We start from the raw sequence: 24635 nt of genomic DNA on the forward strand, positions 1-24635 counted from the left end.
TCTGGTCCGGTGACCGAGATCGAGGTCCGTCCGTACGACGTCGCCGACCGCGACGAGCTCGTCGACGTGGTCTTCGAGGCAGCAGCCGAGGGGGCGCCCGGCTCGGAGGTCTGGGGACACTCGGCCTCGCTGGCCGAGATCTACCTGACGCCGTACCTCGACCTCGAGCCCGCGTCGACCTTCGTCGTGCTGGCGGACGGCCACCCGGCGGGCTACCTCGCCGGGTGCGTCGACGACGCGGCGTTCCCTAGCGAGGAGGAGCGGACCGCGGCGGCGATCAGGAAGTACGCGCTGTGGCGGCAGGCGGGTCCGCGGCGGTTCTTCCTGCGCGCGAAGTACGACGGCGTGGTGTGCCGAGCACGCCGGATCCCGGTCGCGGGCGGCTTCGACGATCCGCGCTGGCCCAGCCACCTGCACCTCGACCTGATGCCGGTCGCGCGGGGGACCGGCGCCGCGGCGCGCCTGATGGAGCTGTGGTTCGAGCGGCTCGAGGAGGTGGGCTCGCCGGGGTGCTACCTCCAGACGGCCTACGAGAACACCCGGGCGATCGCGTTCTTCGAGCGCGCCGGCTTCCGGCGGTACGGCGACCACCCGGTCGTGCCGGGGTCGCGCTTCGAGGGGCGGCGGATGCACGAGCAGGCGATGGTGCGCGATGTCTGAGCCGGCCCCGCGGTGGTGGTGGCCGGTCAGCGTGGCCGTGGCCGGCGTGCTCGGCTGTGCGGTCGGCGGGCTGGTCGTGGTGGCGTCGCAGGACGACCAGGTGGAGAGCTTCTGCCCGGCGACCGAGGTGGCGCGCGACGTGCTCCCCTCGGTGGTGACGATCGCGGTCACCGCGCCCGACGGCGGCGGCAACGGCACCGGAGCCCTCGTCCAGGCCGGCGGCTACATCCTCACCAACGAGCACGTCATCTCGGCCGCGGTCGACGGCGGCGCCCGGATGACGGTGCACTACAGCGACGGCACCACGTCGCCGGCCACGGTCGTCGGCGCGGACTTCACGACGGACCTTGCGGTGATCAAGGCTGACGACGGCGCCAGCGGTCGCCCGCTGCTGCCGGCCGGGGACTCCGACGCCGTACGGGTCGGGCAGCCGGTCGTCGCCCTCGGCGCCCCGCTCGGGCTCTCGAACACCGTGACCGCCGGCATCGTCAGCGCGCTGGGCCGCTACGTGCCGATCCCCGCCGACACCGGCCGGGTCGCCCACCTGCTCGACGCGATCCAGACCGACGCGTCGATCAACCCTGGCAACAGCGGCGGGCCGCTGGTCGACTGCACCGGCGCCCAGGTCGGGGTGAACTCGGCGATCTCGACCGTGCCCAACGCCCAGGGTGTCGGCGGTGGCGGCAGCGTCGGACTCGGCTTCGCGATCCCGATGAGCGTCGCCGGCCCGATCGCCGACCAGCTCATCGAGAACGGTCGGGTCGCCCATCCCGTGCTGGGCCTGGCCGCACGGTCACTGGGCGACGACCCGACGCAGCCGGCGACCGGGCTGGAGGTGACGGCGGTCGTGCCGGGCGGTCCGGCGGAGGCGGCCGGTCTCGCGGTGGGCGACGTGATCACCGAGCTCGACGGCCAGGCGGCCGACAACACCGAGCAGCTGGTGCTGCTCAGCCTGCGCCACGACGCCGGCGACACGGTGACGATCGGCTACCTGCGTGACGGCAGCGACCGGACCACGGACCTCACGCTGGCGGCGCCGCGCTGACCTGCCGCGCCCGCCACTCATCGGCGAGCAGTGCGTACGTCATCCCGTCGAGCCAGCCCCTGCTGCGGTGCAGCGAGTCCTGCACGGCGTACTCCTCGCGGCGCATGCCGAGCCGCTCCATCAGCCGCCAGGACGGCGCGTTGTCGGCGAAGCAGAGCGCCTTGACCCGGCGTACGCCGAGGTCCTCGAACGCGATCCGCAGCACCTCGCCCGCTGCTTCGGTCGCCAGCCCCTGGCCCTCCCGGGCGGGGTCGAGCACCCAGCCGATCTCGGCGACCGAGCCCTTGGCCTGCTCGGCCACGTCGCTCTGCGCCCAGGCGTCGACGACGTGGAGGTAGAGGTCGCCGATGACCTCGCCGTCGAGCTCCATGACGAGCGTCGTGGAGAGGCGGAGCGGCTCGGCCATCATCTCGGCGAACCGGTCGTGGTCGCTGAAGTCGTGGCCCAGCCACTCGAACACGGACGGGATCCGGCGCACCCGCCACAGCGCGTCGACGTCGTCCGTCGTCGCCGGTCGGATCGCGAGCCGCTCGGTGCGCACCGGCCAGCTGACGGCGCTGAGGTCCTGGGGGTCAGGGGAGTCCTGCGTCATGCGGTCAGTCTCGCGCCTCGGAGGCCACCCGCGTGACTCGATTACGGTGGGCAGATGCGGCTGCCGCGTCCCCGACCCCTCGTCGCCCTCGGCGTGGCGCTGGTCGTGGGTCTTGCGCTCGTGGCCGGCGTTGCCTGGGCGACGCACGACGGGAGCGACGGCTACGACCACGTCCTGCAGAGGTACGGCGAGGAGGGCGGCGAGGCCAACCGCTACGTCAACCTGCCCGACGGCGACGCCCAGCTGGCCTTCGGATCGCCCGACGGTCACCGGCTCGTCGTGCAGTGGCGCGACCCCGACGGCCACGGCTGGACCGCACCGGAGACGCTCTACGACAACCGTCGACTCACGGCGGTCGACAGCGTCATCCGGTACGCCGCCGGCACGGTCGCGATCGTCGAGACCTACACGCCCGACACCTCGGACGAGGACGACTCCCACGACGTCGACGTGGTGATGGTCTGCCGTGACCGCACCTGCACCCCCGGCCGGACCGCGAGTGGCTATGCCTTCAACGAGCCGCAGCTGAGCGCCGACGGCGGCGTCGTCTACCTCGGTCAGACCCGGCGGGCCGCCCTGGTCTGGACCCGCGACGACGGGTTCGACGCGTGGCCCTGGTCGGGCCTCCCGGACGCGGACCGCTCCGCGACGTCCGAGACGCTGCTCTCCCCGGACGGCTCGATCCGGGTGGTGACCGGGACCCCGTCGCGCGGCGCCTGCACCTATGCCCTGCGCGAGAGTGCGCCGGGCGACGCCGACCTCGTCGAGGTCGCCCGGACCACGGAGCCCGCGCCGGTCGACGACTGCGGCACCTACCTCGGCAGCTTCAGCGCCGACTGGGTGAGTGTCCACCCGGACGACCCGCGCGGCGCGGCCTTCTGGTTCGTCCGGGACGGCGACGACTGGTCGACCACGCGCACCGATCCCAGCGGCCTGGTCGCCCTCCACGTGCCTCGCGGCGGCTGCTGCGACCTCGGGATCGCCGGCTTCGTCCACTGGAACGACGTCGCCTTCGGCTCGCCCGACGGCCACCGGATCAGCGTGCAGACCCACTTCCAGCGCGAGGAGTCGTGGGAGCCGCAACAGCTCCTCGACGGCGCCCCGGCGGGCTACCGCTGCACCTGGATCGACGGCCACGAGGTCGACGGCGGCTACGCGCTGCTGCTCACCTGCCACTCCGGCCCGTACGACCGGCACGACATCTTCCGGGGCGACGCCTACGGGCTCGCCGTCACGACGGACCTCCGGCACTGGGAGTCGACGTTCGTCACCGACGTACGCCGGGACCCGGTGATCGACGAGGACGGGGTGACCATCGTCGGCTCGCCCCGGACGCACTGGTCGCCGGCGTCCGGGTTCAGCGCGCGACGTACACCTTCCGCAGCCTCTCGGTGACGGTCCAGGTGGTGCGCTCGCCGGCGCGCAGGCGTACGGCGACGCCGGGCGCGAGGTCGACCACCTCGCCGTCCTCGAACTCCACCGTCCCGCGCCCGGCGAGCACCACGAAGACCTCGTCGGCCTCGGTGTCGTGGTCGACGCCCGGCTCCATGCCCCACAGGCCGACCTCGGCGTCACCGAGCGTCGTGAGCGGGGCGAGGTCGTGCGCGAGCACGTCGGGGGACAGCAGCCGGTCGCTCATGAGTCGAATCCCAGTCCTACGGCGTCGAGGGTCTTCAGGAAGAGGTTGCGGCGTCCCTCCCGGTGGTCGGCGCGGTCCAGCGACCAGCGGGTCGCATTGATGCCGAGCGCCGCGAACGGCTCGGGCGGGAACGGCAGCGGCGTGCGGCGCACCATCTCCAGCCGGGTGCGCTCCGTCGTCAGCCCCGACAGCCGGTCCAGCATCACCTCGGCGGCGAACCGGGTCGCGCCCACGCCGAGCCCGGTGAAGCCCGCGGCGTACGACACCCGTCCGCGCGACGCCAGGCCGTGGAAGGCGACGAACTGCGTCGACGTGTCGATGGCGCCGGCCCAGCGGTGGCTGAAAGAAATGCCCTCCAGCTGCGGGAAGGCCGCGAGGAAGTGCGAGGCGAGCGACGTGAACGTCGCCGGGCGCTCCTCGTACGACGCGCGCACCCGCCGGCCCGCGTGGTAGACGGCGTCGTACCCGCCCCACAGGATCCGGTTGTCGGCGGTCAGTCGGGAGTAGTGGAACTGGTTGGCCAGGTCGCCGAGGCCCTGCCGGTGCGACCAGCCGATCGAGGCCAGCTGGGCGTCGGACAGCGGCTCGGTCATCAGGACGTAGTCGTAGACCGGCACGGTCATCAACCGTGCCCGTCGCAGCAGCGACGGGAAGACGTTGGTCGCGAGCGCCACCCGGTCGGCGGTCACGGAGCCGCTGGTCGTCGCGACTACGACGGGTCCGCGGGTCGGTGCATCGAGGCCGGTGACCCGGGTCTGCTCGTGGATCTCGACCCCCAGGTCGACTGCGACCCGGGCCAGCTCGCGGGCCAGCCGGGCCGGGTGCACCAGCGCGCAGGTGTCCCGCTCCCACTCCCCGGCGAGGAAGAGCGGGCTGTCGATCTCGGCGCGCACCGCCTCGCGGTCGAGCGCGTGCGGGCCGAGCCACTCGACCTGGTGGGGCTCGACGGCGACGGAGAGGGATCCGGTGCGCTCGTACTGGCAGTCGATGCCGAGGTCGCGCACGTCGGCCTCGAAGGCGTCCAGGTTGGCCGCGCCGAGCCGCTCCAGCTCGTCGTACTCGTCGGGCCAGCGGGACCGGCCGTTCTCCTCGCCGTGCGTCAGGCTCGCCTCGCAGAAGCCGCCGTTGCGCCCGGAGGCGGCCCAGCCGATCGTGCTCGCCTCGAGCAGCACGACGCGGGCGCCGGGGTTGCGGCGCTTCGCGAGCACCGCGGTCCACAGCCCGCAGTAGCCGCCGCCGACGACCACGAGGTCGGCGTCGGTCGCGCCGGCGAGGGCGTCGTACGTCGTGCCCGGCGCGTCCTCGAGCCAGAAGACGGAGTGCTGCGAGCCTGCGAGCGCCGCCTCGACGACGGCGCTCGCCGGCGCGTGCCTCTCGTAGGCGGTCTGCCTAGCCGGCATGCACGTCGCCGGCCTTGAGCGCCTCGTCGAGGATCGCCAGGCCTTCGCGCGCCTCGTCGTCGCTCATCGTGCACGGCGGCACCACGTGGATGCGGTTGGTGTTGGAGAAGGGCAGCAGCCCGGCGGACTTGCAGGCGGCGACCACGTCGTTGACGCCGGCCGGCGGGAGCATCGCCCGGCTGTCCTGGGCGGTGACCAGGTCGAGCGCCCAGAACGCACCCACGCCGCGCACCTCGCCGACGCACGCGTGCCGCTCGGCGATCTCGGCCAGGCCCGGGCCGAAGATCTCGCGGCCCAGGCGGTCGGCGTTCTCGACGATGCCCTCGTCGCGCATCGTGTGGATCGTGGCGACCGCGGCCGCGCAGGCGAGCGGGTGGCCGGAGTAGGTGAGCCCGCCGGGGTACGGCGTGTGGTCGAACGTCGCCGCGATCTCGTCGCTGATGATCACGCCACCGAGCGGGACGTAGCCCGAGTTCACGCCCTTCGCGAAGGTGATCAGGTCGGGGCGGACGTCGTACCGGTCCAGCGCGAGCCAGGTGCCGGCGCGACCGAAGCCGGCCATCACCTCGTCGAGGATGAGCTTGATGCCGTGCTCGTCGCAGAGCGCGCGCACGCCGGCGAGGTAGCCCGGCGGCGGCGCGAAGATCCCGGCGGTGCCGGGGATCGTCTCGAGCAGGATCGCGGCGATCGTCTGCGGTCCCTCGGCCTCGAGGGTGCGGCGCAGGTGGGCGAGCGCGCGCTCGCACTCCTCCTCCTCGGTCGTCGCGTGGAACTCCGAGCGGTAGAGGAACGGCCCGAAGAAGTGCACGGCCCCGGCGGTCGCCGTGTCGTTGGCGAAGCGGCGCGGGTCGCCGGTCAGGTTGATCGCGGTCTGGGTGCCGCCGTGGTAGCTGCGGTAGGCCGTCAGCACCTTGAACCGGCCGGTCTGCAGCCGCGCCATCCGGACGGCGTGCTCGTTGGCGTCGGCGCCGCCGTTGGTGAAGAACACCTTGGTGAAGCCGTCCGGCGCGATCTCGCTGATCAGCTCCGCGGCCTGGGCGCGCTGCTCGTTGGCGAACGCCGGCGCGATCGTGCACAGCCGGTCGGCCTGCTCCTTGATCGCGGCGACCACGCGCGGGTGCTGGTGGCCGATGTTGGTGAAGACCAGCTGGCTGGAGAAGTCGAGGTAGCGGCGGTCCTCGTCGTCCCAGACGTAGGACCCGCGGGCCGCGGTGATCACCATCGGGGTGATCTCGGCCTGCGCGGACCAGGAGTGGAAGACGTGCTTGCGGTCCAGCTCGTACGCGGTGCTCATCGTCGTACTCCCTTGCTCAGTGGTTCGCTCAGTGGTTCTTGGGGAAGGCCAGCTCGAGGCCGCCGGCGGTCGCGGGGTCGGGCCACCGCGTCGTGACCACCTTGCCCCGGGTGAAGAAGTGCACACCCTCGGTGCCGTGGGCGTGGGTGTCGCCGAAGAGCGAGGCCTTCCAGCCGCCGAAGGAGTAGTAGGCCATCGGCACCGGGATCGGCACGTTGACGCCGATCATGCCGACCTGGACGTCCTGCTCGAAGGCCCGCGCGGCGCCGCCGTTGCTGGTGAAGATCGCGGTGCCGTTGCCGTACCTGTTGGCGTTCACCAGGTCGAGCGCCTCCTGGTAGGTGTCCGCGCGGACGACCGACAGCACCGGGCCGAAGATCTCGTCGGTGTAGACGCTCATCGTCGGGGTGACGTGGTCGAAGAGGGTCGGGCCGAGCCAGAAGCCGTCGGCGGCACCCTGCGCCTCGACGTTCCGACCGTCGACGACCAGGGTCGCGCCCTCGGCCTCGCCGGCGTCGACGTACGACGCGACCTTGTCGCGGTGCACCTTCGTGACCAGCGGGCCCATGTCAGTGTCCTGGGCGCCGTCGCCGATCTGGAGCGTGTTCGTGCGCTCGACGATCTTCTGGACGAGGGTGTCGCCGGTGTCGCCGACGGCGACCACGACGCTGATCGCCATGCAGCGCTCGCCGGCCGAGCCGTAGCCCGCGCTGACCGCGGCGTCCGCGGCCAGGTCGAGGTCGGCGTCGGGCAGCACGACCATGTGGTTCTTGGCGCCGCCGAGGGCCTGGACCCGCTTGCCGGCGCGGCTGGCGCGCTCGTAGACGTACTCGGCGATGGGGGTCGAGCCGACGAAGCTGATGGAGGCGACGTCCGGGTGGTCCAGGAGGCCGTCGACGGCGACCTTGTCGCCCTGGAGGACGGTGAAGACGCCGTCGGGCAGGCCGGCCTCGCGCCAGAGCTCCGCCATCCAGATCGCGGCGGACGGGTCCTTCTCGCTGGGCTTCAGGACGACGGCGTTGCCGGCGGCGATCGCGATCGGGAAGAACCACATCGGGACCATCGCCGGGAAGTTGAAGGGGCTGATGATGCCCACGACGCCGAGCGGCTGGCGGATGCTCTTCACGTCGACGCCGGTCGAGACCTGCGGGGAGTTGCCGCCCTTGAGCAGGTGCGGGATGCCGCACGCGAACTCGACGACCTCCTGGCCCCGGGCGACCTCGCCGAGGGCGTCGGAGTGCACCTTGCCGTGCTCGGCGGTGATGATCGCGGCCAGCTCCTCCTTGCGGGAGTTGAGCAGCTCGCGGAACCGGAAGACGACCTGCGTGCGCGCGCTGACGGACGTCGCTGCCCAGTCGATCGACGCCTTCTTGGCGGAGGCGACCGCGGCCTCGATCTCCTCCGGGCCGGCGAAGGCGACCTGCGCGGTCACCTGCCCGGTGGCCGGGTTGGTCACGTCTCCGACCCGGCCCCCGTGATCGGGGTGGGTGCTGCCGGGGTGGGCCTTGCCGTCGATCCAGTGCGCGATGGTGGTCATGGTCCTCATCGTCGCGCCGGGCCCGCCGGACTGCGAGGGACATAGCGTCGCCACCTGGCGCGCCCGGGCGACAGACCGTCAGGCGTCACTCGCGCAGCAGGGTGCGCACCGCCTTGCGATCCGTCTTGCCGACCGACGTCAGCGGTACGGCGTCGACGACAACCACCTCGCGGGGGTACTTGTACTTCGCGAGGCGGGCGCGGGCGAACTCGACCAGCTCCTCGGGGGTCACGGCCGGGTCGGACACCGACACGACCGCGACGACCTCCTCGCCGCTCTTCTCGTCGGGCCGGCCGACGACCGCGGCGGCGGTGACCATCGGGTGGGCGAGCAGCACGTCCTCGACGTCGCGCGGGTAGACGTTGAAGCCGCCGCGGATGATGAGGTCCTTGACCCGGTCGACGACGTAGAGGAACCCGTCCTCGTCGAGGTGGCCGACGTCGCCGGTGTGCAGCCAGCCGTCCACGATGGTCGACGCGGTCTGCTCCGGGTCCTGCCAGTAGCCCATCATCACGCCCGGTCCGGCGATGCAGATCTCGCCGTCCTCGCCGGTGGCGACCGGCTCCCCGAGCGGGTCGAGGATGGCCAGCCGGACGTGCGGTGCCGGCCGGCCGACGCTCCCGGGCCGGTTGGCGTCGACCGTCGAGGCGGTCGCGATCGCGGTGCTCTCGGTGAGGCCGTAGCCCTCGAGGATCGTCACCCCGAAGGCCCGCTCGACCTTCTCGCGCAGGCTGGGGAGCAGGGGCGCGCCGCCCGAGCCGAAGGACACCAGCGAGCCCAGGTCGTAGTCGGCGTACGGGAGGTCGAGCAGCATCTGCATCATCGACGGCACGACGGGGCTGCTCTCCAGCCGGTGCTCCTGCACCAGCTGGAGCCAGCCCTGGGGGTCGAACCAGCGCTGCATCACCGACACGTGCTGCTGGTCGGCGTGCAGCCCGGCCACCAGCACGTTGAGGCCGAAGGCGTGCGAGAGCGGCAGCGGCAGCAGCGAGCGGGTGGTGCCCATCGTGCGGGCGACGTCGCTCATGCCGCGGCCCGCGTGCCACAGCCCGTGGTGGCTGAGCATCACGCCCTTGGCCCGGCCGGTGGTGCCGCCGGTGTAGAGCAGCGCCGCCAGGTCGTCGTCGTCGCGGGCCACGATCTCGCCCGGCTCGTGCTCCTCGAGCGAGGCGAACGTGATGGCGTCGACCCCCTCCGGCACGTCGCCGGCGACCACGAGCCGGAGGTCGAGTCCCTCGGCGGAGCCGACGACCATCGGCACCAGCTCGGGGCTGACGATCGCGACCTTCGCGCCGGAGTCCTCCAGGATGTGGCGCAGCTCGGGCGGCGTCTGCAGGAAGATCACCGGCGTCACGACCGCGCCCGCGCGCCAGATCGCGTGGTAGGCGACGAACACCTCGGAGGTGTTCATCGTCAGGACGATGACCCGGTCGCCGGGGTCGACTCCGAGCGACGCCAGCCCGGTGGCCATCCGACGGGCGCGGGAGAGGATCTCGCCGGAGGTGTGCCAGGTGCCCTCGAAGAGCAGCTGGTCGTAGTCGCCGAGTCGCTCGAGCGCCTGCTCCGCGAGCAGGGCCAGGTGGTGCTCGCCGTGCCCACTCATGCCGACACCTGCGCGACCGCGAGCCGGGCGACCTCGTCGTAGGCGTCGACGTCGTCGCCGAGCAGGAAGCGGTCCACCTTGGCCCGTCGCCAGAAGAGGTGGGCGTCGTGCTCCCAGGTGAAGCCGATCCCGCCGTGCACCTGCACCAGCGTCTCCGCGGCCTGCTCGAGCGTGGTCGCCGAGGCCGCCTTCGCCGCCGCCGCCGCGAGCGGCAGCTCGTCGGGCGCTTGGTCGGCCGCCCACGCGGCCCACCACACGAGCGAGCGCAGCTGCTCGACCTGCACGTAGACGTCGACCAGGGAGTGCTTCACCGCCTGGTAGGAGCCGATCGCGCGGCCGAAGGCCAGGCGCTGCTGGGCGTACTCGACCCCGATCTCGAGCGCGCGGCTCGCGGCGCCGAGACCCTCGGCGGCCAGCACGACGCGGCCCACCCGCTCGGCGTGCTGCCAGCGGGACCGGGCGTCCGCGGCGACGACCTGCAGGTCGTTGGTGTCGAGCTCGACGTTGCCGAGTCCGCGGGTCGGGTCGATCGCGTCGCGGACCGTGGCCCGACCCGCCGCGAGCACGACGTCGTCGCCGCGCAGGGCGAGGAACCGCTCGGCGCCGGCCGCGTCGAGCGTCGGGCCGCCGTCGACGACGGCGAGCGACAACGAGCCGTCCGCGAGGGCGGCGAGGCGGTCGCCGTCGCCCGCGAACAGCACGGCCGCCCGGGCGTAGGTCACCAGCGACGGCCCGGCGAGCACCCGTCCGGCCTGCTCGGCCACCACGGCGAGGTCGAGCACCGACCCGCCTCCGCCGCCGGCGTCCTCGGGCACGGTGATCGTCGCGAACCCGCTCTCGACGAGTGCCGCCCGCCCGGGGCGCACGGGTGCGCCGTCGTCCAGCGCCGCCCGGGCGTCGCCGGGTGCGGCGGCGCCGGAGAGGAAGTCGCGGGCCGCGGCCGCGAGGTCGCGCTGCTCGTCGTCGAGGTCGAAGTTCATGCCAGGCTCTCCTTGAACGTCACGCCCTTGTCGGCCCGCGGCTCGGCCGGGAGGCCGAGCACCCGCTCGCCGATGATGTTGCGGAGCACCTCGTTGGTGCCGCCCGCGATGGCCATGCCCGGCAGCACCGCCTGCAGCTCCTGCCAGCCGCTCGAGCCGTCGGCGGTGGCGGCGTACGCCGCGTCGTCGCCCAGCACGCGTACGGCGAGGTCCGCGAGGTCGCGGGCGACCTGGGTGCCGGAGAGCTTGCCGGCCGACGCCTCGGGCCCGGGCATCTCGCCCTTGCTGATCTGGGAGAGCAGCCGGTAGCCCGTGTAGCGGTTGGCGAGCGCGCCGACGTACGACCGGCCGAGCTGCTGGCGGGCCAGGGCCTGCCGCCCCTCGGGCAGGGCGTCCAGGTGCGCGGCGACGTGCTCGATCACGGAGGCGGCGCTGGCGCCGATCTCGGTGCCGCCGCCGCCGAGGGAGAGCCGCTCGCTCATCAGCGTGGTCAGCGCGACCCGCCAGCCGTCGCCGACGTCGCCGAGTCGCTCGCTGTCCGGCACCACGACGTCGTCGAAGAAGACCTCGTTGAAGTCGGCGCTGCCGCTCATCTGCCGCAGCGGTCGCACGGTCACGCCCGGCGCCTTCATGTCCACGACGAACATCGTGAGCCCGCGGTGCTTGGCGACGTCGGGGTCCGTGCGGGTGAGCAGGATGCCGTAGTCGGCGACGTGCGCCAGGGTCGTCCACACCTTCTGCCCGCTGATCCGCCAGCTGCCGTCCTCGGTGCGCACGGCCTTCGTGCGCAGCGCGGCGAGGTCGCTGCCCGAGGCCGGCTCGCTGAAGAGCTGGCACCACACGTCCTCGGCACGCAGCAGCCGCTGCAGGTAGCGGGCCCGCTGGTCCTCGCTGCCGTGGTGGATCACGGTCGGTCCGCACATGCCGATGCCGATCAGGTTGATCAGGCCCGGCACCCCGGCGCGCGCCATCTCCTGGTCGACGATCGCCTGCTGCATCGGGGTGCCGCCCCGGCCGCCCGCCTCGGTCGGCCAGGTGACGCCGACCAGGCCGCCGTCGTACAGCAGCGCCTGGCGCCTGCGGGCGACCTGGTCGTCGAGCTCGCGGCGCCCGGTGCGCTCGCCGAGCTCGCTGCGGTGCTCCTGGAGGAACGCCCGCACCTGGCTGCGCCAGGCGGCCTCGTCCGGGGTGTCGTCGAAGTCCATGGGTGCCTCTCGGGCTAGTCGCGGACGAGGTCGATCGGCTGCCCGTCCTTGGGGAAGGGGAGCGAGTGGTTGTCGAGCGGCGCGACGTACGCCGGGTCGACGGTCCAGTGGTAGCCCCGCAGGAGCCGGTGCATGATCGCCTTGATCTCGGCGCCGGCGAAGTAGAGGCCGATGCACTTGTGGACGCCGCCGCCGAACGGCGACCACGCGAACCGGTGCGACTTGTCCTCGCGGCGCTCGGGGGAGAAGCGGTCCGGGTCCCACTCGGTGGGGTTGGTCCAGTAGTCCTCGAGCAGGTGCGAGAGCTGGATGCCGACCACGACGTCCTTGTCGGCCGGGATCCGCACGCCCTGGACGACGGTCTCCTTCACCGTCTTGCGCACGACGACCGGCACGGGCGCGCGCAGCCGCAGCGCCTCCTTCATCACCAGGTCGATCGAGGGCAGCGCCTCGAGCTCGGCCAGGGTCGGCTCGGGGCCGATCGCGAGCGACTCCCGGCGGCAGCGCTCCTGCCACTCCGGGTGCTGGCCGAGGTACTGCAGGATCGTCGACGTCGTGATGGTCGAGGTGTCGTGCGCGGCCATCATCAGGAAGATCATGTGGTTGACGACGTCGTCGTCGGTGAACCGCTCGCCGTCGTCGGTCTCGATGTGGCAGAGCACCGAGAAGATGTCGTCGGTGCGGGTCGCCCGGCGCGCCGGCAGGTAGCCGCGCAGGAAGTCCTCGAGCACCCGGCGGCCGCGGTAGGCGCGACCCCAGCGCGTGTGCGGCACGTCGGCGCGGATGATGCCGGCGGCGGCCTGGACGCAGGCGATGAAGGCGCGGTTGACCTGCTCCATCTCCTCGCGGCTCGTGGACTCCGCGCCGCCCATGAAGATGTCGGCGGCGATGTCGAGCGTCAGCTGCTTCAGCCGCCAGTACGCCTGGAACTCCGGATCGGTGTCCCAGTCGGCCATCCCCGCCTCGATCGCGGGGTGCATGCGCGCGGCGTACGCCTCCAGCCGGTCGCGGGTGAAGGCCTCCTGCATGATCCGCCGGTGCACGTGGTGCTCGTCGAAGTCGATGAGCATCAGGCCGCCGCCGAAGAACGGGCCGACCAGGCGCGTCCACGCCGGCTGGTTGGCGAATGCCTTGTCCTTGTTGACGAGCGCGGCCTCGACGGCGTCCGGCCCGAGCAGCATCACCGCCTCGTTGTTGAGCGCCTTGAACGGCGCGACCGGGCCGTAGGTCTCGTACTGGTGGCGCATCATCGCGACCGGGTCGCGCGCGTACTCGAAGATCCGGCCGAGGAGGGGCAGACCCCGGTCCTCGCGGTGCTGTCGAGGGATCTCCAGCAGCGGAGTGGTCATGGTCACACCCTGAATCAGGCAGGATGCCCTGTCAACCTTCTGTGAGACGCTGCTGCCATGGCCGTCCAGTCAGGTGTCTACCGCGGTGTGAGCGCCGAGGAGCGCGCCGCCGAGCGGCGGACCCGGCTGCTGGAGGCGACGCTCGCGGTGTGGGCCGACCCCGAGGTGAGCACGACGATGACGAACGTCTGCGGCCGGGCCGGGCTGTCCGAGCGCTACTTCTACGAGAGCTTCGCGAACCTGGACGCCGCCCTGACCGCCGTGCTCGACGAGGTCGCGACCGAGATCGAGACGACCACCCACCAGGCCGCCGAGGACGCCGGGACGGAGCCGGCCGCCCGCGCGGTCGCCTCGGTCAGCGCGTTCGTGCAGCTGCTGGTCGACGACCCGCGCAAGGGCCGGGTCGCGATCGTCGAGGCGGCCGCGATGCCGGCGCTGCGGCCACGGCGTACCGAGCTGATGCGGCACTTCGCGCACCGTACGGCGGAGGCGGCGGGCGAGCTGGACCTCGCGCCGCGCAGCGGCGCCGAGGACGAGCTGGCCGGGCTGCTCTTCATCGGCGGGGTCGCCGAGCTGGTCACCGCCTGGCTCGACGGCGCGGTCGACGCGACGCCCGACGAGCTGGTCGCGATCGCCGCCCGGAGCTTCCTCGGCCTCTACCACTGACGCGACGCATCGTCGGCGTACGCCGTCAGCGGGCGACGCACCGTCGTACCCTCGTCGCATGGCCGTCACCGTCCGCGAGGCGCTCGCGCTGCCCGTGCTGGCGGCGGGCGACCCGGTGGTGCTCGGCGGCGAGGCGGGGCTCGACACGCAGCTGCGCTGGGTGCACGTCTCCGAGGTCAGGGACGTCGGGGCCGTGCTGTCCGGCCACGAGCTGGTGCTCACGACCGGCCTGGGCATGGCCGCCTCCGCCGAGGCGGCCGCCGACTTCGTCGCGCAGCTCGTCGAGGTCGGCGCCGCCGGCCTGGTGGTCGAGCTCAGCGCGGCGTACCCCTCCGTGCCGGAGTCCGCGCTGCGCCGCGCCCGCGCGGCCGGGCTGCCGGTGGTGGTGCTCAACCGCAAGGTCCGCTTCGTCGAGGTCACCGAGCAGGTGCACCGCGCGATCGTGGCCGAGCAGTTCGAGGAGGTGCGCTTCGCGGGCGAGGTGCACCAGACCTTCACCGAGCTCGGGCTGGCCCGGGCGCCGATGGAGCGCCTGGTCGAGGCGGCCGCCGACCTGGCCGGCGACTCGGTCGTGCTCGAGGACCTGTCCCGACGAGTGCTCGTGGCGGCTCCGCGGGGCGAGCCGGTGGACCGGCTGCTCACCGACTGGGAGCGGCGCTCGCGGCTCACGCCGTTCCCGCACGGGACCGAGGTCGGCGGGCCCGAGGGCTGGCTGACGACTCCCGTCGGGATCCAGGGCGGGGCCTGGGGCCGGCTGGTCCTGACGGTCCCGCACGACCGCGCCCGCGCCCGGCTGGTGACCGAGCGGGCCGCCCAGGCGCTCGAGCTCGGCCGGATGATCGAGCGCGACGAGACCTCGATCCAGCTGCGGGTGCACGGCGGCTTCCTGCTCGACCTGCTCGACGGCCGGCTCGGCACCGAGGCCGCCGCGGCGGCGCGCCTGCGCACGCTCGGCGTGCCCGAATCCGCGGCGTACGTCGGCGCAGTTGCGAGGCTGCGCTCCGAGGCGCCGGTCGAGCGGCTCGTCGCCGCCCTCACCGGGGTGCCGGGGCTCGTCGGCGTGCTCGACGCGGTCCACGTCGGGCTGCTGGTCCCCGCCGACACCGACCTGGACGCCGCGGCCCGCGCGCTGACCGGGATCGAGCCGGACGCCGTCCTGGCCGCCGGGCACCCGGTCGCCGGCGTGCTCGCGGCGGCGACGTCGCTGCGCTCGGCCCGGGTGGTGTCCGACGTCGCGAGCACGCTGCCGGCGTACGACGGCTGTGTGCGGCAGAGCGACATCCGGCTGCCCGGGCTGCTGATGTCGCTGCGCGAGGACGCGCGGCTCCAGGAGTTCGCGGAGGCCGAGCTCGGTCGGCTGCTCGAGCACGAGGCGCGGCACGGGTCCGGCCTGGTCGACCTGCTCCGGCAGTTCCTCGCGGTCGGGGGCAACAAGGCCGAGCTGGCGCGGGCCGCGCACCGCAACCGCACCTCGCTCTACCCGGCCCTGCGCCGGCTCGAGGAGCTGGTCGGCCACCCGCTCGACGACCCGGCGTCCCGGCTCTCGCTCGGGGTGGCGCTGCTCGCCTACGACCAGGGCCGACGGCTGTGACGCCCGCGACCTACTCGGACGCGACCGCCATGGTGGCGCCGAGGCCGATCATCATCACGCCGCCGGCGACGCCGAGCTTGTCGAGGCGCTGCGGGCGACGGGCGAACCAGTCGCGGGCCCGGCTCGCCGCGAGCGCCCACACCGAGTCGGAGGCCACGCACATCGCACCGAAGACCAGGCCGAGCAGGGCGAGCTGGGCGCCCGTGTGGCCGGCCGGCTCGTTGACGAACTGCGGCAGGAAGGCCACGAAGAAGACGATCGTCTTCGGGTTGGTCAGGCCGACGGTGAAGCCGATCCGCAGCGACCGGAGGGCGGAGATCCGCGCCAACTCCAGGTGGTCGACCGCGTCGAGCGCGGCGCGGGCGTCGGCGCGGTGCCGGATCGCCTGGATGCCCAGCCACACGACGTACGCCGCGCCGGCGATCTTCAGCACGACGTAGGCCTCGGCGCTCGCGGCGACCACGGCACCGAGCCCGACGGCCACGAGGAAGACCTGGGTGGTGATGCCGAGGGCGTTGCCGAGCACCGAGAGCAGGGCGTCGCGCCGGCCCACGGTGAGGGCACGGCCGATCGTGAAGAGCAGGCTCGGGCCCGGGACCTGGATGAAGAGGGCGCTGGCCACCACGAAGGCGAGCCACTGGCTGGTCGTCGGCACGGGTCCATTGTGCGGGGTCGTGACATCGCTGTGCACGGTGTTTGCAGACCGGGAAGAATGGCCCCATGGGCGCCGGACACTCGCACGGGTCGCACCGCGCGGGTCGAGACGTCGAGCTCGAGGTCCCGCGCGGACCACGGTTGCTTCTCCTCGGTGCCCTGGCGCTCGCCGGGATCGCAGCGATCGTCGGCCTCCTGGTGCTGTGGCCCGACGGGGACCGGGTCGACCAGCTGGCGGAGGACGCCTCGTTCGCCGCCCCCGGGGTCACCTTCCCGACCGCCACCGTGGAGTCGATCGCCGCCCCGTGCGCGGCGGACCAGATCGGCTCGGACAGCGCCTGCGGCACGATCGAGGTCGTCGTCGACCACGGTGCGGGGCGCGGCGACCGGGCGACCGTCCAGGTGTCGCCGCAGGTCGTCGACTCGGGCCTGTCGCCGGGTGACCAGGTGCGGCTCCAGCGCGTCCCGGGCGCCGCGGGCGCGGACGCGGCGTACTCCTACTTCGGCACCGAGCGCACCCGCCCGCTCCTGGTCCTGCTGGCGGTGTTCGTCGGCCTGGTGCTCCTGGTCGCCCGCTGGCGCGGGCTCTTCGCGCTGGTCGGGCTGGCGTTCACCGGCGTCGTCATCTGGCGCTTCGTGCTGCCGGCACTGCTCACCGGCGCCTCCGGCGTGGCCGTCGGGCTGACGGCCGCGGCGCTGATCATGTTCGTCGTCCTCTACACGACCCACGGGTTCTCGCTGCGCACGAGCGCGGCGCTGGCCGGCACCCTCGCCGGGATCCTCGTCACGGCCGGCGTCGGCGTCCTGGCCACGGGCGCCACCCGGCTGACGGGCATCGCGGACGAGCAGGCCGGCATCCTCTCCGCGCTGGTCGGGGACCTCAGCTTCCACGAGCTCTTCGCGTGCGCGGCCCTGATCGCCGGGCTCGGCGTGCTCAACGACGTCACCATCACGCAGTCCTCCGCGGTCTGGGAGATCCGGGCGGCGTCGCCTGCCATGAGCCGCGCCCGGCTCTTCGCCAGCGGCATGCGGATCGGCCGCGACCACATCGCCTCCACGATCTACACGATCGTCTTCGCGTACGCCGGCACCGCGCTCGCGGTGTTGCTCATCCTCCGGCTCTACGGCCTGCCGTGGGACGTGCTGCTCACGACCGAGGACATCACCGAGGAGATCGTCCGGACCCTCGCCGGCGCCATCGGCCTGGTGCTGGCGGTCCCGCTGACGACGGCGATCGCGACGCTGGTGGTCGCGACGGCCCATCCGAGTGAGGCCTTGTCGGACTAAGCATGGCTTATGCTGACAAGCATGAGCCTGACGGAGCGGGAACGGGAGATCGTCGCGCTGCTGCGCCGCGACCCCCTGATCGGGTCGGCCGCGCTGGCCCGTGAGCTCGGGACGACGCGGGCCGCCGTCAACGTGCACCTCTCCAACCTCGGCAAGAAGGGCGTCATCCTCGGCCGGGGCTACGTGCTCAGCGAGCAGCGGTCCGTCGTCGTGGTCGGTGGCGCCAACATGGACGTGAAGGCGCGCAGCCGCCGCGGCGTCGTACCCGCGACCAGCAACCCCGGCACGGCGGCGATGTCGGCCGGCGGCGTGGGACGCAACATCGCGGAGAACCTGGCCCGCCTCGGCACCCGAACCCACCTGGTCGCGGCGATCGGCGCCGACGGCCTGGGCGACCAGGTGCTCGCCGCCACCTCCGGCGCCGGGGTCCACGTCGAGCAGGTACGCCGCTCCGCGCGGGCGACCGGCACCTACACGGCCGTGCTCGACGCCGAAGGCGAGCTCGTCGTCGCCGTCGCCGACATGGCCGCGACCGACGAGCTGTCGCCCGAGCACGTCAACGCGGCGCGCGACCTGATCGCGTCCGCGGCGCTGGTCGTCCTCGACGGCAACCTGGCCACCGAGACGCTCGCCTTCGCGCTCGACCTGGCCGGCGCCGCGGGCGTGCGCGTGGTCCTCGAGCCGGTCAGCGTCCCGAAGGCGGCCGCCCTCGCGCACCTGGTCGACGCCGGCCGGCCGATCCACGCCGTCACCCCCAACCGAGACGAGCTGGCCGCCCTCACCGACCTGCCCACGCGCACCGCCCGCCAGGTCGAGAAGGCCGCCCGCGCGCTGCACGACCGGGGCGTCGAGCTGGTCTGGGTGCGCCTCGGCGCCGGCGGCTCGCTGCTCAGCTCGGCGTCCGGCACGCAGGCCCTGGACGCCGTACCCGCCGACGTCGTCGACGTCACCGGCGCGGGCGACGCGATGCTCGCCGCCTTCTGCCACGCCCTGCTCGACGGGGCCGAGCCCGCGGACGCCGCGGCGTACGGCCACGCCGCGGCCGCGCTCACGATCGCCAGCCCCCACACCGTCCGTCCCGACCTCACCGACCGTCTCGTCAGGAGCACCTCAGCATGAGCACCCCGCACCCCGCCCTCCACCTCGCGCCCGAGGTCGCCGAGGCACTCGCCGACGGCCGGCCGGTCGTCGCGCTGGAGAGCACGATCATCAGCCACGGCATGCCCTACCCGCAGAACGTCGCCATGGCGACCGAGGTCGAGGGCATCGTCCGCGAGCACGGCGCGGTGCCGGCCACCATCGCGATCCTCGACGGCCGCCTCTGCGTCGGCCTCTCGGCTGAGGAGCTCGAGCTCCTGGCCAGCGACGGCAACGTCACCAAGGTCAGCGTCCGCGACCTCCCGTACGTCGTCGCGCGCGGCCAGCACGGCGCGACGACCGTGGCCGCGACCATGCGCCTGGCCGCGATGGCCGGCATCCGGGTGTTCGTGACCGGCGGGCTCGGCGGCGTGCACCGCGGCGCCCAGCAGACCTTCGACGTCAGCGCCGACCTCACCGAGCTCGGCCAGACCTCGGTCGCGGTGGTCTCCGCGGGCGTGAAGTCGATCCTCGACATCGGCCTGACCCTCGAGACCCTGGAGACGCTGGGCGTCCCGGTGCTCGGGTTCGGCAGCGACGAGTTCCCGTCGTTCTACTCGCGCTCCAGCGGCCACGCCGCACCGATGCGCGTCGACACCGCCGCCGAGGTCGCCGCGGTGATGCGCGCCAAGTGGGACCTCGGCCTCGACGGCGGCATCGTGATCGCGAACCCGATCCCGGTCGAGGACGAGATCCCGGCCGAGGAGATCGGCGCGATCATCGAGCAGGCGCTCGCCGACATGGACGCCCTCGGCATCCACGGCAAGGACGCGACGCCGTACCTCCTCGGCCGCATCGTCGAGATCACCGGCGGCACCTCGCTGACCGCCAACATCGCCCTCGTGCGGCACAACGCCCGCCTCGGCGCGGCGATCGCGGGAGCGTACGCCGGCCAGTAGCCCGCCGTCGGGACTTCGCGCGACCCTTCCGGGGAGGTCACCGACCGTTCATCCGCCGCGGTCAGCGTGAAGGACATGCGAGTCGCGATCGTGACCGAGTCCTTCCTGCCTCAGGTGAACGGCGTCTCCAACACGGTGCGGCACGTCGTCGACGAGCTCGTCGACTCCCACCACGAGGTGCTGGTCGTCGCCCCCGGACCCGGGCCGGGCCACTACCAGGGGGTGCCGGTCGTGCGGGTCCGCTCGGTCGGCATGCCCGGCTACCGGTCCTTCCCGATCGGGCTGCCCGACGCCGCCGTGGGACACAGCCTCGACCGTTTCGGTCCCGACCTGGTGCACCTCGCGTCGCCGATCGCGCTCGGCGTGGTCGGGCTGCGCGCCGCGCGCCGGCTCGGGGTCCCGACGGTCGCGGTCTACCAGACCGACATCGCTGGCTTCGCACGCCAGTACGGGCTCCGCGCCGACCTGGTGGTCGACCGCTGGGTCGGTCGGTTGCACCGCCGCGTGGACCGCACCCTGGTGCCGTCGACCGCCTCGAAGGAGCAGCTCGCGGCCATGGGCGTCCGCGACCTGCACCTGTGGCGCCGCGGGATCAACCTGGACCTCTTCGACCCGAGCCGCCGCAGCCGGTCCCTGCACCAGCGGTGGACCGACGGCTCACGCCTCGCGGTCGGGTACGTCGGGCGTCTGGCCCACGAGAAGCAGATCCACCGGCTCGCGGTGGTCGCGAACCTCCCCGGCGTCCAGCTCGTCGTGATCGGCGACGGCCCAGCGCGCGAGGAGCTCCAGCGTCAGCTCCCGGGCGCCGTCTTCACGGGGATGCTGCGCGGTGACGACCTGGCGGCGGCGTACGCCTCGCTCGACGTCTTCGTGCACACCGGCGACCACGAGACCTTCTGCCAGACGGTCCAGGAGGCCCAGGCCAGCGGGGTCCCGGTCGTCGCACCGGCTGCCGGCGGGCCGATCGACCTGGTCGACCACGGCCGCACCGGCCTGCTCTTCGACCCGACCGACCTCGGCTCGCTGCGCAGCAGCATCGCGACCCTGCTGGCCTCACCGGGGATGCGCCACGACCTGGCCGACCGGGCCCGCGCGTCGGTGGCCGGCCGGACCTGGTCGGGCGTCGTCGGCGAGCTGGTCGACGAGCACTACCGCGCGGTGCTGGCCGGCACTGCGGCCGCGGCCTGAGCGACCGATGCGGATCGCCCAGCTCGCGAACTTCGTCGGTCCCACCTCCGGAGGCATGAAGCACGCCGTCGACGCCCTGGGTTCCGGGTACGTCGCGGCGGGTGCCGACCGGCTCCTGGTGATCCCCGGCTCGCGCGACGCCCGCGTCAGCACCGAGCTCGGCGACGTGGTCCAGCTGCGGGCCCCGCGCGTCGGCGGCGGCTACCGCCTGCTCGTGGAGCCGTGGCGGGTGATCGAGGCGCTCGAGGAGTTCGGCCCCACCTCGGTCGAGGTCTCGGACAAGACGACGCTGCTGCCGGTGGCCGGCTGGGCACGGCGCAACGGTGTGCGCTCGGTGCTCTTCTCGCACGAGCGCCTCGACGCCATGCTCGCGCTGCGCACCCGGCGTACGACGACCTCCGTCGTCTCGATCGGTGCGCTCAACCGCATCCTGGTGCGTCGCTTCGACGCGATCGTGGTGACGTCGCGCTACGCCTTGGGCGAGTTCGCGACCCCGGCCACCCGGGTCGGCACGCCGATCCACCGGGTGCCGCTGGGCGTGGACACCCGGACCTTCCACCCGGCCGGGCCGGCGCACGACCCGGACGTGCTGCGCCTCGTGCACCTCGGCCGGCTCTCGCGCGAGAAGAGCCCGCACCTCGCGGTCGCGACCGCGGTCGAGCTGCACCGGCGCGGCGTACCCCTCCGCATGGACGTGTACGGCGACGGCCCGCACCGCGGCGAGCTCGAGCAGCTCGCCGGGAGCGCTCCGGTCTTCTTCCACGGCCACGTCGCGAGCCGCGAGCACCTGGCGGCGCGCGTCGCCCGGGCCGACGTCGCCCTCTCGGTGTGCCCGGCCGAGACGTTCGGGCTCGCCGTGCTGGAGGCGCTGGCCTCCGGAACCCCGGTCGTCACGGCCGACGCCGGTGGCGCGCGCGAGCTGGTCGACGAGTCGAGCGGCGACTGGGCGGCGCCGAACGCGTCCGCCCTCGCCGACGCGGTGCTGCGGGTCGCGGACCGGCCGCGGGCGCTGACCCGCGCGGGCGCCCGGCTCCGGGCCGAGCGGTTCCCGTGGTCACGGACGGTCGAGGAGATGCTGGCGATTCACGCGGCCAGCGACGACCTCGACCGCCGGGCGTGCCCGGCCTGAGTCAACCGCAGCCGGATCGCGGTCATCACGACCAGGATCGCGACCACCAGGATCTCGGTGGGCGCACCGCGCAGGCTGGAGTCGAGCGGCGCCACGATCCCGAGCAGCAGGGCCGCGTCCCGGAGCGCCTCGTCGCCGGGTCGGCCCCAGCGGTACGACGCGAGGAACGGCAGCGCCCACAAGAGGTACCAGCCGTGCACGGCCGGGCTGAGCAGCACCACGGCGAGGGTGAGCAGCGCCATCGTGCGGACGACGTCGGACCGGTCGCCGGTGCGGCCGCGCAGGGCGATCCACACGGCGAAGCCCACGGCGACCAGGAGGCCGAGCGTCCGCACGACGCTCAGGGCGTGGTCCTCCACCGGACCGATCCCGGCGATCCGGCCGAACCGGCCGAGCTCGGCGCCGACCTGGGTGCTGATCGAGAGCGGGGTGCGGACGATGCCGGGGGTGTTGAGCGCATGGATCCACCCGATGCCGACGCCGATCAGCGCGCCCGTCCCCACCAGCACGCCGACCGCGACGGCGCCGACGGAGGTCAGCCGGCGCAGCCGCGGCATCGTCGCCGCCATCGCCGGGAGTGACACCAGGGCGACCCCGATGGCGACCACGCCGCCGGGCAGCTTCACGGCGGCCGCGGCGCCGGCGAGGGCGGCCCCGATCACCCACGGCCGGTCGAACGCGACGGCGACCGCCGCCGCCATCAGGCCGGCCATCACCAGGTCGTTGTGCACGCCGCCGATCCCGTGCACGACCGTGAGCGGGCAGGCCAGCACCAGGGCCGACGCACGCGCCACGTCCTGACCGGTGCGGGCCGCCAGCTTGGGCACCGCCCACGCGAGCAGCAGCAGCCCGAGCACGCCCAGCAGCCGGTAGCCGATCACCATCAGCCACGGGTTGTCGGAGACCCCGGCGACCATCGAGCCCCAGGCCAGCGGCACCGGTCCGTACGGCGTCGGCGTGTTCATCCAGAGCGGGTCGACGCCCTCGCGGATCTGGCCGTCGAAGATGCTCGGCGTCCAGATGTAGGGCGACAGCCCGATGTGCGTCAGCGCGCCCTGGGCGGCGTAGCTCCAGCCGTCCCGGCTGAACATCGGCGGCGCGAGCAGCAGCGGCACGCTCCAGGCGGCGGTCGCGCGGTGGACGAGGCGCAGGCGCAGCGGCGTCGGGACGCCGTGGTCCGGGTTGATCTCCGCGAGCAGGCGCAGCCACGCGGACCCGAGCATCGCCAGCCCGCCGACGACGACCACCAGGCCGATCATCCGGCCGGCCTGCGACTCGCGCAGCGTCTCGAGCAGCGGCGCGGTCGCGACCGGGCTCGACCACGGGAGCACCTGGGTGACCAGCCCGCCGAGCAGGACGAGAGTCGAGCCGAGGGCTCCCCGAAGGATCACGGAGCACACCGTAGGAAGGGCGCCGTCCCGGGACCTGACGTCCGGTTGAACGACTCGCCAAGACTGCGTGTCGACCTCCCCCGGGCGTACACCCGCTGCTCACCCGGCGTCCCACCGCGCGTGACCGCCCGGTCCGCTGACGCTGTTGCCGTAGGGGCATGGACCTCCGCTGGCGCCGTGTCCTCGGCTCGTTCGCGGCCGGAGTCGTCCTCGCCCTGGTCGGCGTCGTCGCCGCGGTGACGACGCTCAAGGCGCAGGCGAGGATCGCCCGCCGCGTGATCGGCAAGCCGCTCGGCGAGGAGGCGCTCGCCGCCGACCGCGTCTACAAGAAGAAGTACGGCGACCCGATCGACCTCGTGCTGCTCGGCGACTCCATCGCCGCAGGGCTCGGCGCCGACGACCCGCGCAACACCCTCGGTGGTGAGCTGGCCCGGCGGCTCACGAAGGCGACCCGGCGCGCGGTCCGCCTGCACACCGCCGCCGTCGTCGGTGCCGAGAGCTCCGACCTCGCCGACCAGCTCGCGTCCCTGCCGCCGGCGTACGTCCCGCACGTCGCGGTGATCGTGGTCGGCGGCAACGACATCACCCACCGGGTCCGCCTCGCCGAGTCGCGCCGGCACCTCGCCGACGCGGTCCGCACCCTGCGCGAGGAGGGCACCGGGGTCGTCGTCGGCACCTGCCCGGACCTCGGCGCGCTCCAGCCGCTGCCGCAGCCGCTGCGCTCCCTCGGGGCGCGGGCCTCGCGGCAGCTCGCCGCCGTCCAGCGCGACGCCACGACCGAGCTCGGCGGCCACGCCGTGTCGCTCGCGGACGTCGTCGGGCCCTTCTTCATCACCCAGCCCGACGAGATGTTCGCCCTGGACCGCTTCCACCCCTCCGGCGCGGGCTACCGCCGCACCGCCAAGGCGATGCTGCCCAGCGTGCTCGCCGCGCTCGGCTACTCGCGGGGGTACGCCGACGCCGTGCCCTTCGGGCACCACCCGCCGCTGGCGTCCCGAGAAGAGCCGGAGAAAAGCCGCAACCCGACGCAACCGACCTGCCGGCCCGGGCGTAGACCCCTCGCAACCGGATCCGTCGCGCGAAGCCTGAGGCACCTCAGTATTCGTCGAGCACGGCGTATCTGACCGCGATATCGGGACTCCTCCTGATGTCTGGGCAGCACCTCATCGGGGAGCGTGAACTGCCTCAGCACCCGTCAGCATCCACGAGAAGGCAGTCATGAACCCCCTCAGCGTCAACCCCGCGATCGTCCTCGACCACGCCCTGCGCACCGGCCCCGACGCCACCGTGCCGCGTCGCCGTCGTCCCCGGCGGACCGGCCGGGCCGTGCACGCAGCGCGGAGCGCCCGGGCGGCCCTGGAGCGCGCCGGACTCTGACGCGCTGGACAA

At 73.6% G+C, this 24635-nt stretch carries 23 protein-coding genes; 12 read left to right on the forward strand and 11 right to left on the reverse strand.

All coding sequences use genetic code 11. The features are described 5' to 3' along the window. The first annotated feature begins 9 nt into the window (after window positions 1–9). Window positions 10–660 carry a GNAT family N-acetyltransferase gene (locus tag ASC77_RS16705; RefSeq protein ID WP_235547724.1) on the forward strand — a complete coding sequence of 217 codons (651 nt, stop codon included), beginning with the start codon at window positions 10–12 and terminating at the stop codon, window positions 658–660. Then, complete coding sequence (locus tag ASC77_RS16710; RefSeq protein WP_056155419.1) at window positions 653–1705, forward strand: S1C family serine protease; 1053 nt, start codon at window positions 653–655, stop codon at window positions 1703–1705. The genes ASC77_RS16705 and ASC77_RS16710 overlap by 8 nt, the downstream gene beginning before the upstream one ends. Here the strand turns inward: ASC77_RS16710 and ASC77_RS16715 are convergent. Next, a complete protein-coding gene (locus ASC77_RS16715; protein WP_056155422.1) occupies window positions 1683–2297 on the reverse strand; it encodes a GNAT family N-acetyltransferase in 615 nt (204 codons plus the stop codon). The two genes, ASC77_RS16710 and ASC77_RS16715, sit on opposite strands and share 23 nt — an antisense overlap. Before the next feature lie 54 nt (window positions 2298–2351). Here ASC77_RS16715 and ASC77_RS16720 point away from each other — a divergent pair, with 54 nt between their 5' ends. After that, window positions 2352–3692 (forward strand): hypothetical protein, encoded by a 1341-nt coding sequence (locus tag ASC77_RS16720; RefSeq protein WP_056155425.1) that lies wholly within the window; start codon window positions 2352–2354, stop codon window positions 3690–3692. On the opposite strand, the gene ASC77_RS16725 is transcribed toward ASC77_RS16720, so the two are convergent. From ASC77_RS16725 to ASC77_RS16760, 8 genes are all read right to left on the reverse strand, one after another. Next, window positions 3655–3936 (reverse strand): cupin domain-containing protein, encoded by a 282-nt coding sequence (locus ASC77_RS16725; RefSeq protein ID WP_056155428.1) that lies wholly within the window; start codon window positions 3934–3936, stop codon window positions 3655–3657. The genes ASC77_RS16720 and ASC77_RS16725 overlap by 38 nt on opposite strands. Further along, window positions 3933–5336 carry an NAD(P)/FAD-dependent oxidoreductase gene (locus tag ASC77_RS16730; RefSeq protein WP_056155431.1) on the reverse strand — a complete coding sequence of 468 codons (1404 nt, stop codon included), beginning with the start codon at window positions 5334–5336 and terminating at the stop codon, window positions 3933–3935. Before ASC77_RS16730 ends, ASC77_RS16725 begins: the two co-directional genes overlap by 4 nt. Further along, a complete protein-coding gene (locus tag ASC77_RS16735) occupies window positions 5326–6756 on the reverse strand; it encodes an aspartate aminotransferase family protein (RefSeq protein WP_268788426.1) in 1431 nt (476 codons plus the stop codon). The genes ASC77_RS16730 and ASC77_RS16735 overlap by 11 nt, the downstream gene beginning before the upstream one ends. Beyond that, window positions 6659–8176, reverse strand: coding sequence for a CoA-acylating methylmalonate-semialdehyde dehydrogenase (locus ASC77_RS16740; RefSeq protein WP_414813190.1), 1518 nt, complete (start codon window positions 8174–8176; stop codon window positions 6659–6661). The genes ASC77_RS16735 and ASC77_RS16740 overlap by 98 nt, the downstream gene beginning before the upstream one ends. A 76-nt stretch (window positions 8177–8252) precedes the next feature. Further along, the gene (locus tag ASC77_RS16745) at window positions 8253–9770 is read right to left on the reverse strand and encodes a class I adenylate-forming enzyme family protein (protein WP_056155441.1); all 1518 of its coding nucleotides are present in this window, start codon (window positions 9768–9770) and stop codon (window positions 8253–8255) included. Then, complete coding sequence (locus ASC77_RS16750; protein WP_056155446.1) at window positions 9767–10750, reverse strand: acyl-CoA dehydrogenase family protein; 984 nt, start codon at window positions 10748–10750, stop codon at window positions 9767–9769. The genes ASC77_RS16745 and ASC77_RS16750 overlap by 4 nt, the downstream gene beginning before the upstream one ends. Next, entirely contained in the window at window positions 10747–11955 is a 1209-nt protein-coding gene (locus tag ASC77_RS16755) for an acyl-CoA dehydrogenase family protein (RefSeq protein WP_056155448.1), read from the reverse strand. The genes ASC77_RS16750 and ASC77_RS16755 overlap by 4 nt, the downstream gene beginning before the upstream one ends. 14 nt (window positions 11956–11969) lie before the next feature. Beyond that, a complete protein-coding gene (locus ASC77_RS16760) occupies window positions 11970–13304 on the reverse strand; it encodes a cytochrome P450 (protein ID WP_056155453.1) in 1335 nt (444 codons plus the stop codon). A gap of 57 nt (window positions 13305–13361) precedes the next feature. Between ASC77_RS16760 and ASC77_RS16765 the strand changes: the two genes are divergently transcribed. Then, window positions 13362–13970: a TetR/AcrR family transcriptional regulator gene (locus tag ASC77_RS16765; RefSeq protein ID WP_056155456.1), complete on the forward strand. Its 609-nt coding sequence runs from the start codon at window positions 13362–13364 to the stop codon at window positions 13968–13970. A gap of 58 nt (window positions 13971–14028) precedes the next feature. Further along, complete coding sequence (locus tag ASC77_RS16770) at window positions 14029–15561, forward strand: PucR family transcriptional regulator (RefSeq protein WP_056155458.1); 1533 nt, start codon at window positions 14029–14031, stop codon at window positions 15559–15561. Window positions 15562–15571: 10 nt separating this feature from the next. Here the strand turns inward: ASC77_RS16770 and ASC77_RS16775 are convergent, their stop codons facing one another. Further along, on the reverse strand, window positions 15572–16216 hold the full coding sequence (locus ASC77_RS16775) for a LysE family translocator (RefSeq protein ID WP_056155461.1): 645 nt from the start codon (window positions 16214–16216) through the stop codon (window positions 15572–15574). 65 nt (window positions 16217–16281) lie between these two features. Here ASC77_RS16775 and ASC77_RS16780 point away from each other — a divergent pair, with 65 nt between their 5' ends. The 5 genes from ASC77_RS16780 (at window position 16282) to ASC77_RS16800 (ending at window position 21855) form a co-directional block, all read left to right on the forward strand. Further along, window positions 16282–17502, forward strand: coding sequence for a YibE/F family protein (locus ASC77_RS16780; RefSeq protein WP_082574838.1), 1221 nt, complete (start codon window positions 16282–16284; stop codon window positions 17500–17502). A 21-nt stretch (window positions 17503–17523) separates the two neighbouring features. Beyond that, window positions 17524–18621 carry a carbohydrate kinase gene (locus ASC77_RS16785; RefSeq protein WP_056155463.1) on the forward strand — a complete coding sequence of 366 codons (1098 nt, stop codon included), beginning with the start codon at window positions 17524–17526 and terminating at the stop codon, window positions 18619–18621. Next, entirely contained in the window at window positions 18618–19538 is a 921-nt protein-coding gene (locus ASC77_RS16790; protein WP_056155466.1) for a pseudouridine-5'-phosphate glycosidase, read from the forward strand. The genes ASC77_RS16785 and ASC77_RS16790 overlap by 4 nt, the downstream gene beginning before the upstream one ends. A gap of 75 nt (window positions 19539–19613) precedes the next feature. Then, complete coding sequence (locus tag ASC77_RS16795; RefSeq protein WP_056155469.1) at window positions 19614–20726, forward strand: glycosyltransferase family 4 protein; 1113 nt, start codon at window positions 19614–19616, stop codon at window positions 20724–20726. Window positions 20727–20733: 7 nt separating this feature from the next. Further along, window positions 20734–21855, forward strand: a complete 1122-nt coding sequence (locus ASC77_RS16800; protein ID WP_056155473.1) for a glycosyltransferase — start codon at window positions 20734–20736, stop codon at window positions 21853–21855. Here ASC77_RS16800 and mptB read toward each other — a convergent pair. Next, window positions 21810–23246: a polyprenol phosphomannose-dependent alpha 1,6 mannosyltransferase MptB gene (gene mptB / locus ASC77_RS26745; protein WP_056155476.1), complete on the reverse strand. Its 1437-nt coding sequence runs from the start codon at window positions 23244–23246 to the stop codon at window positions 21810–21812. The two genes, ASC77_RS16800 and mptB, sit on opposite strands and share 46 nt — an antisense overlap. A 158-nt stretch (window positions 23247–23404) precedes the next feature. On the opposite strand from mptB, the gene ASC77_RS16810 reads away from it, so the two are divergent. Further along, window positions 23405–24370, forward strand: coding sequence for an SGNH/GDSL hydrolase family protein (locus ASC77_RS16810; RefSeq protein WP_082574840.1), 966 nt, complete (start codon window positions 23405–23407; stop codon window positions 24368–24370). A 94-nt stretch (window positions 24371–24464) separates the two neighbouring features. Then, a complete protein-coding gene (locus tag ASC77_RS26750) occupies window positions 24465–24623 on the forward strand; it encodes a hypothetical protein (protein WP_156391141.1) in 159 nt (52 codons plus the stop codon). Window positions 24624–24635 lie beyond the last annotated feature (12 nt).

The sequence above is a fragment of the Nocardioides sp. Root1257 genome (assembly GCF_001425175.1).
Lineage (GTDB): Bacteria > Actinomycetota > Actinomycetes > Propionibacteriales > Nocardioidaceae > Nocardioides.

Bases quoted from the DNA above. Each gene is read 5' to 3' on its own strand.
- ASC77_RS16710 (WP_056155419.1), top strand. From the start codon at position 653: ATGTCTGAGCCGGCCCCGCGGTGGTGGTGGCCGGTCAGCGTGGCCGTG.
- ASC77_RS16715 (WP_056155422.1), bottom strand. From the start codon at position 2,297: ATGACGCAGGACTCCCCTGACCCCCAGGACCTCAGCGCCGTCAGCTGG.
- ASC77_RS16720 (WP_056155425.1), top strand. From the start codon at position 2,352: ATGCGGCTGCCGCGTCCCCGACCCCTCGTCGCCCTCGGCGTGGCGCTG.
- ASC77_RS16725 (WP_056155428.1), bottom strand. From the start codon at position 3,936: ATGAGCGACCGGCTGCTGTCCCCCGACGTGCTCGCGCACGACCTCGCC.
- ASC77_RS16730 (WP_056155431.1), bottom strand. From the start codon at position 5,336: ATGCCGGCTAGGCAGACCGCCTACGAGAGGCACGCGCCGGCGAGCGCC.
- ASC77_RS16740 (WP_414813190.1), bottom strand. From the start codon at position 8,176: ATGAGGACCATGACCACCATCGCGCACTGGATCGACGGCAAGGCCCAC.
- ASC77_RS16745 (WP_056155441.1), bottom strand. From the start codon at position 9,770: ATGAGTGGGCACGGCGAGCACCACCTGGCCCTGCTCGCGGAGCAGGCG.
- ASC77_RS16750 (WP_056155446.1), bottom strand. From the start codon at position 10,750: ATGAACTTCGACCTCGACGACGAGCAGCGCGACCTCGCGGCCGCGGCC.
- ASC77_RS16755 (WP_056155448.1), bottom strand. From the start codon at position 11,955: ATGGACTTCGACGACACCCCGGACGAGGCCGCCTGGCGCAGCCAGGTG.
- ASC77_RS16760 (WP_056155453.1), bottom strand. From the start codon at position 13,304: ATGACCACTCCGCTGCTGGAGATCCCTCGACAGCACCGCGAGGACCGG.
- ASC77_RS16765 (WP_056155456.1), top strand. From the start codon at position 13,362: ATGGCCGTCCAGTCAGGTGTCTACCGCGGTGTGAGCGCCGAGGAGCGC.
- ASC77_RS16770 (WP_056155458.1), top strand. From the start codon at position 14,029: ATGGCCGTCACCGTCCGCGAGGCGCTCGCGCTGCCCGTGCTGGCGGCG.
- ASC77_RS16780 (WP_082574838.1), top strand. From the start codon at position 16,282: ATGGGCGCCGGACACTCGCACGGGTCGCACCGCGCGGGTCGAGACGTC.
- ASC77_RS16785 (WP_056155463.1), top strand. From the start codon at position 17,524: ATGAGCCTGACGGAGCGGGAACGGGAGATCGTCGCGCTGCTGCGCCGC.
- ASC77_RS16790 (WP_056155466.1), top strand. From the start codon at position 18,618: ATGAGCACCCCGCACCCCGCCCTCCACCTCGCGCCCGAGGTCGCCGAG.
- ASC77_RS16795 (WP_056155469.1), top strand. From the start codon at position 19,614: ATGCGAGTCGCGATCGTGACCGAGTCCTTCCTGCCTCAGGTGAACGGC.
- ASC77_RS16800 (WP_056155473.1), top strand. From the start codon at position 20,734: ATGCGGATCGCCCAGCTCGCGAACTTCGTCGGTCCCACCTCCGGAGGC.
- ASC77_RS16810 (WP_082574840.1), top strand. From the start codon at position 23,405: ATGGACCTCCGCTGGCGCCGTGTCCTCGGCTCGTTCGCGGCCGGAGTC.
- ASC77_RS26750 (WP_156391141.1), top strand. From the start codon at position 24,465: ATGAACCCCCTCAGCGTCAACCCCGCGATCGTCCTCGACCACGCCCTG.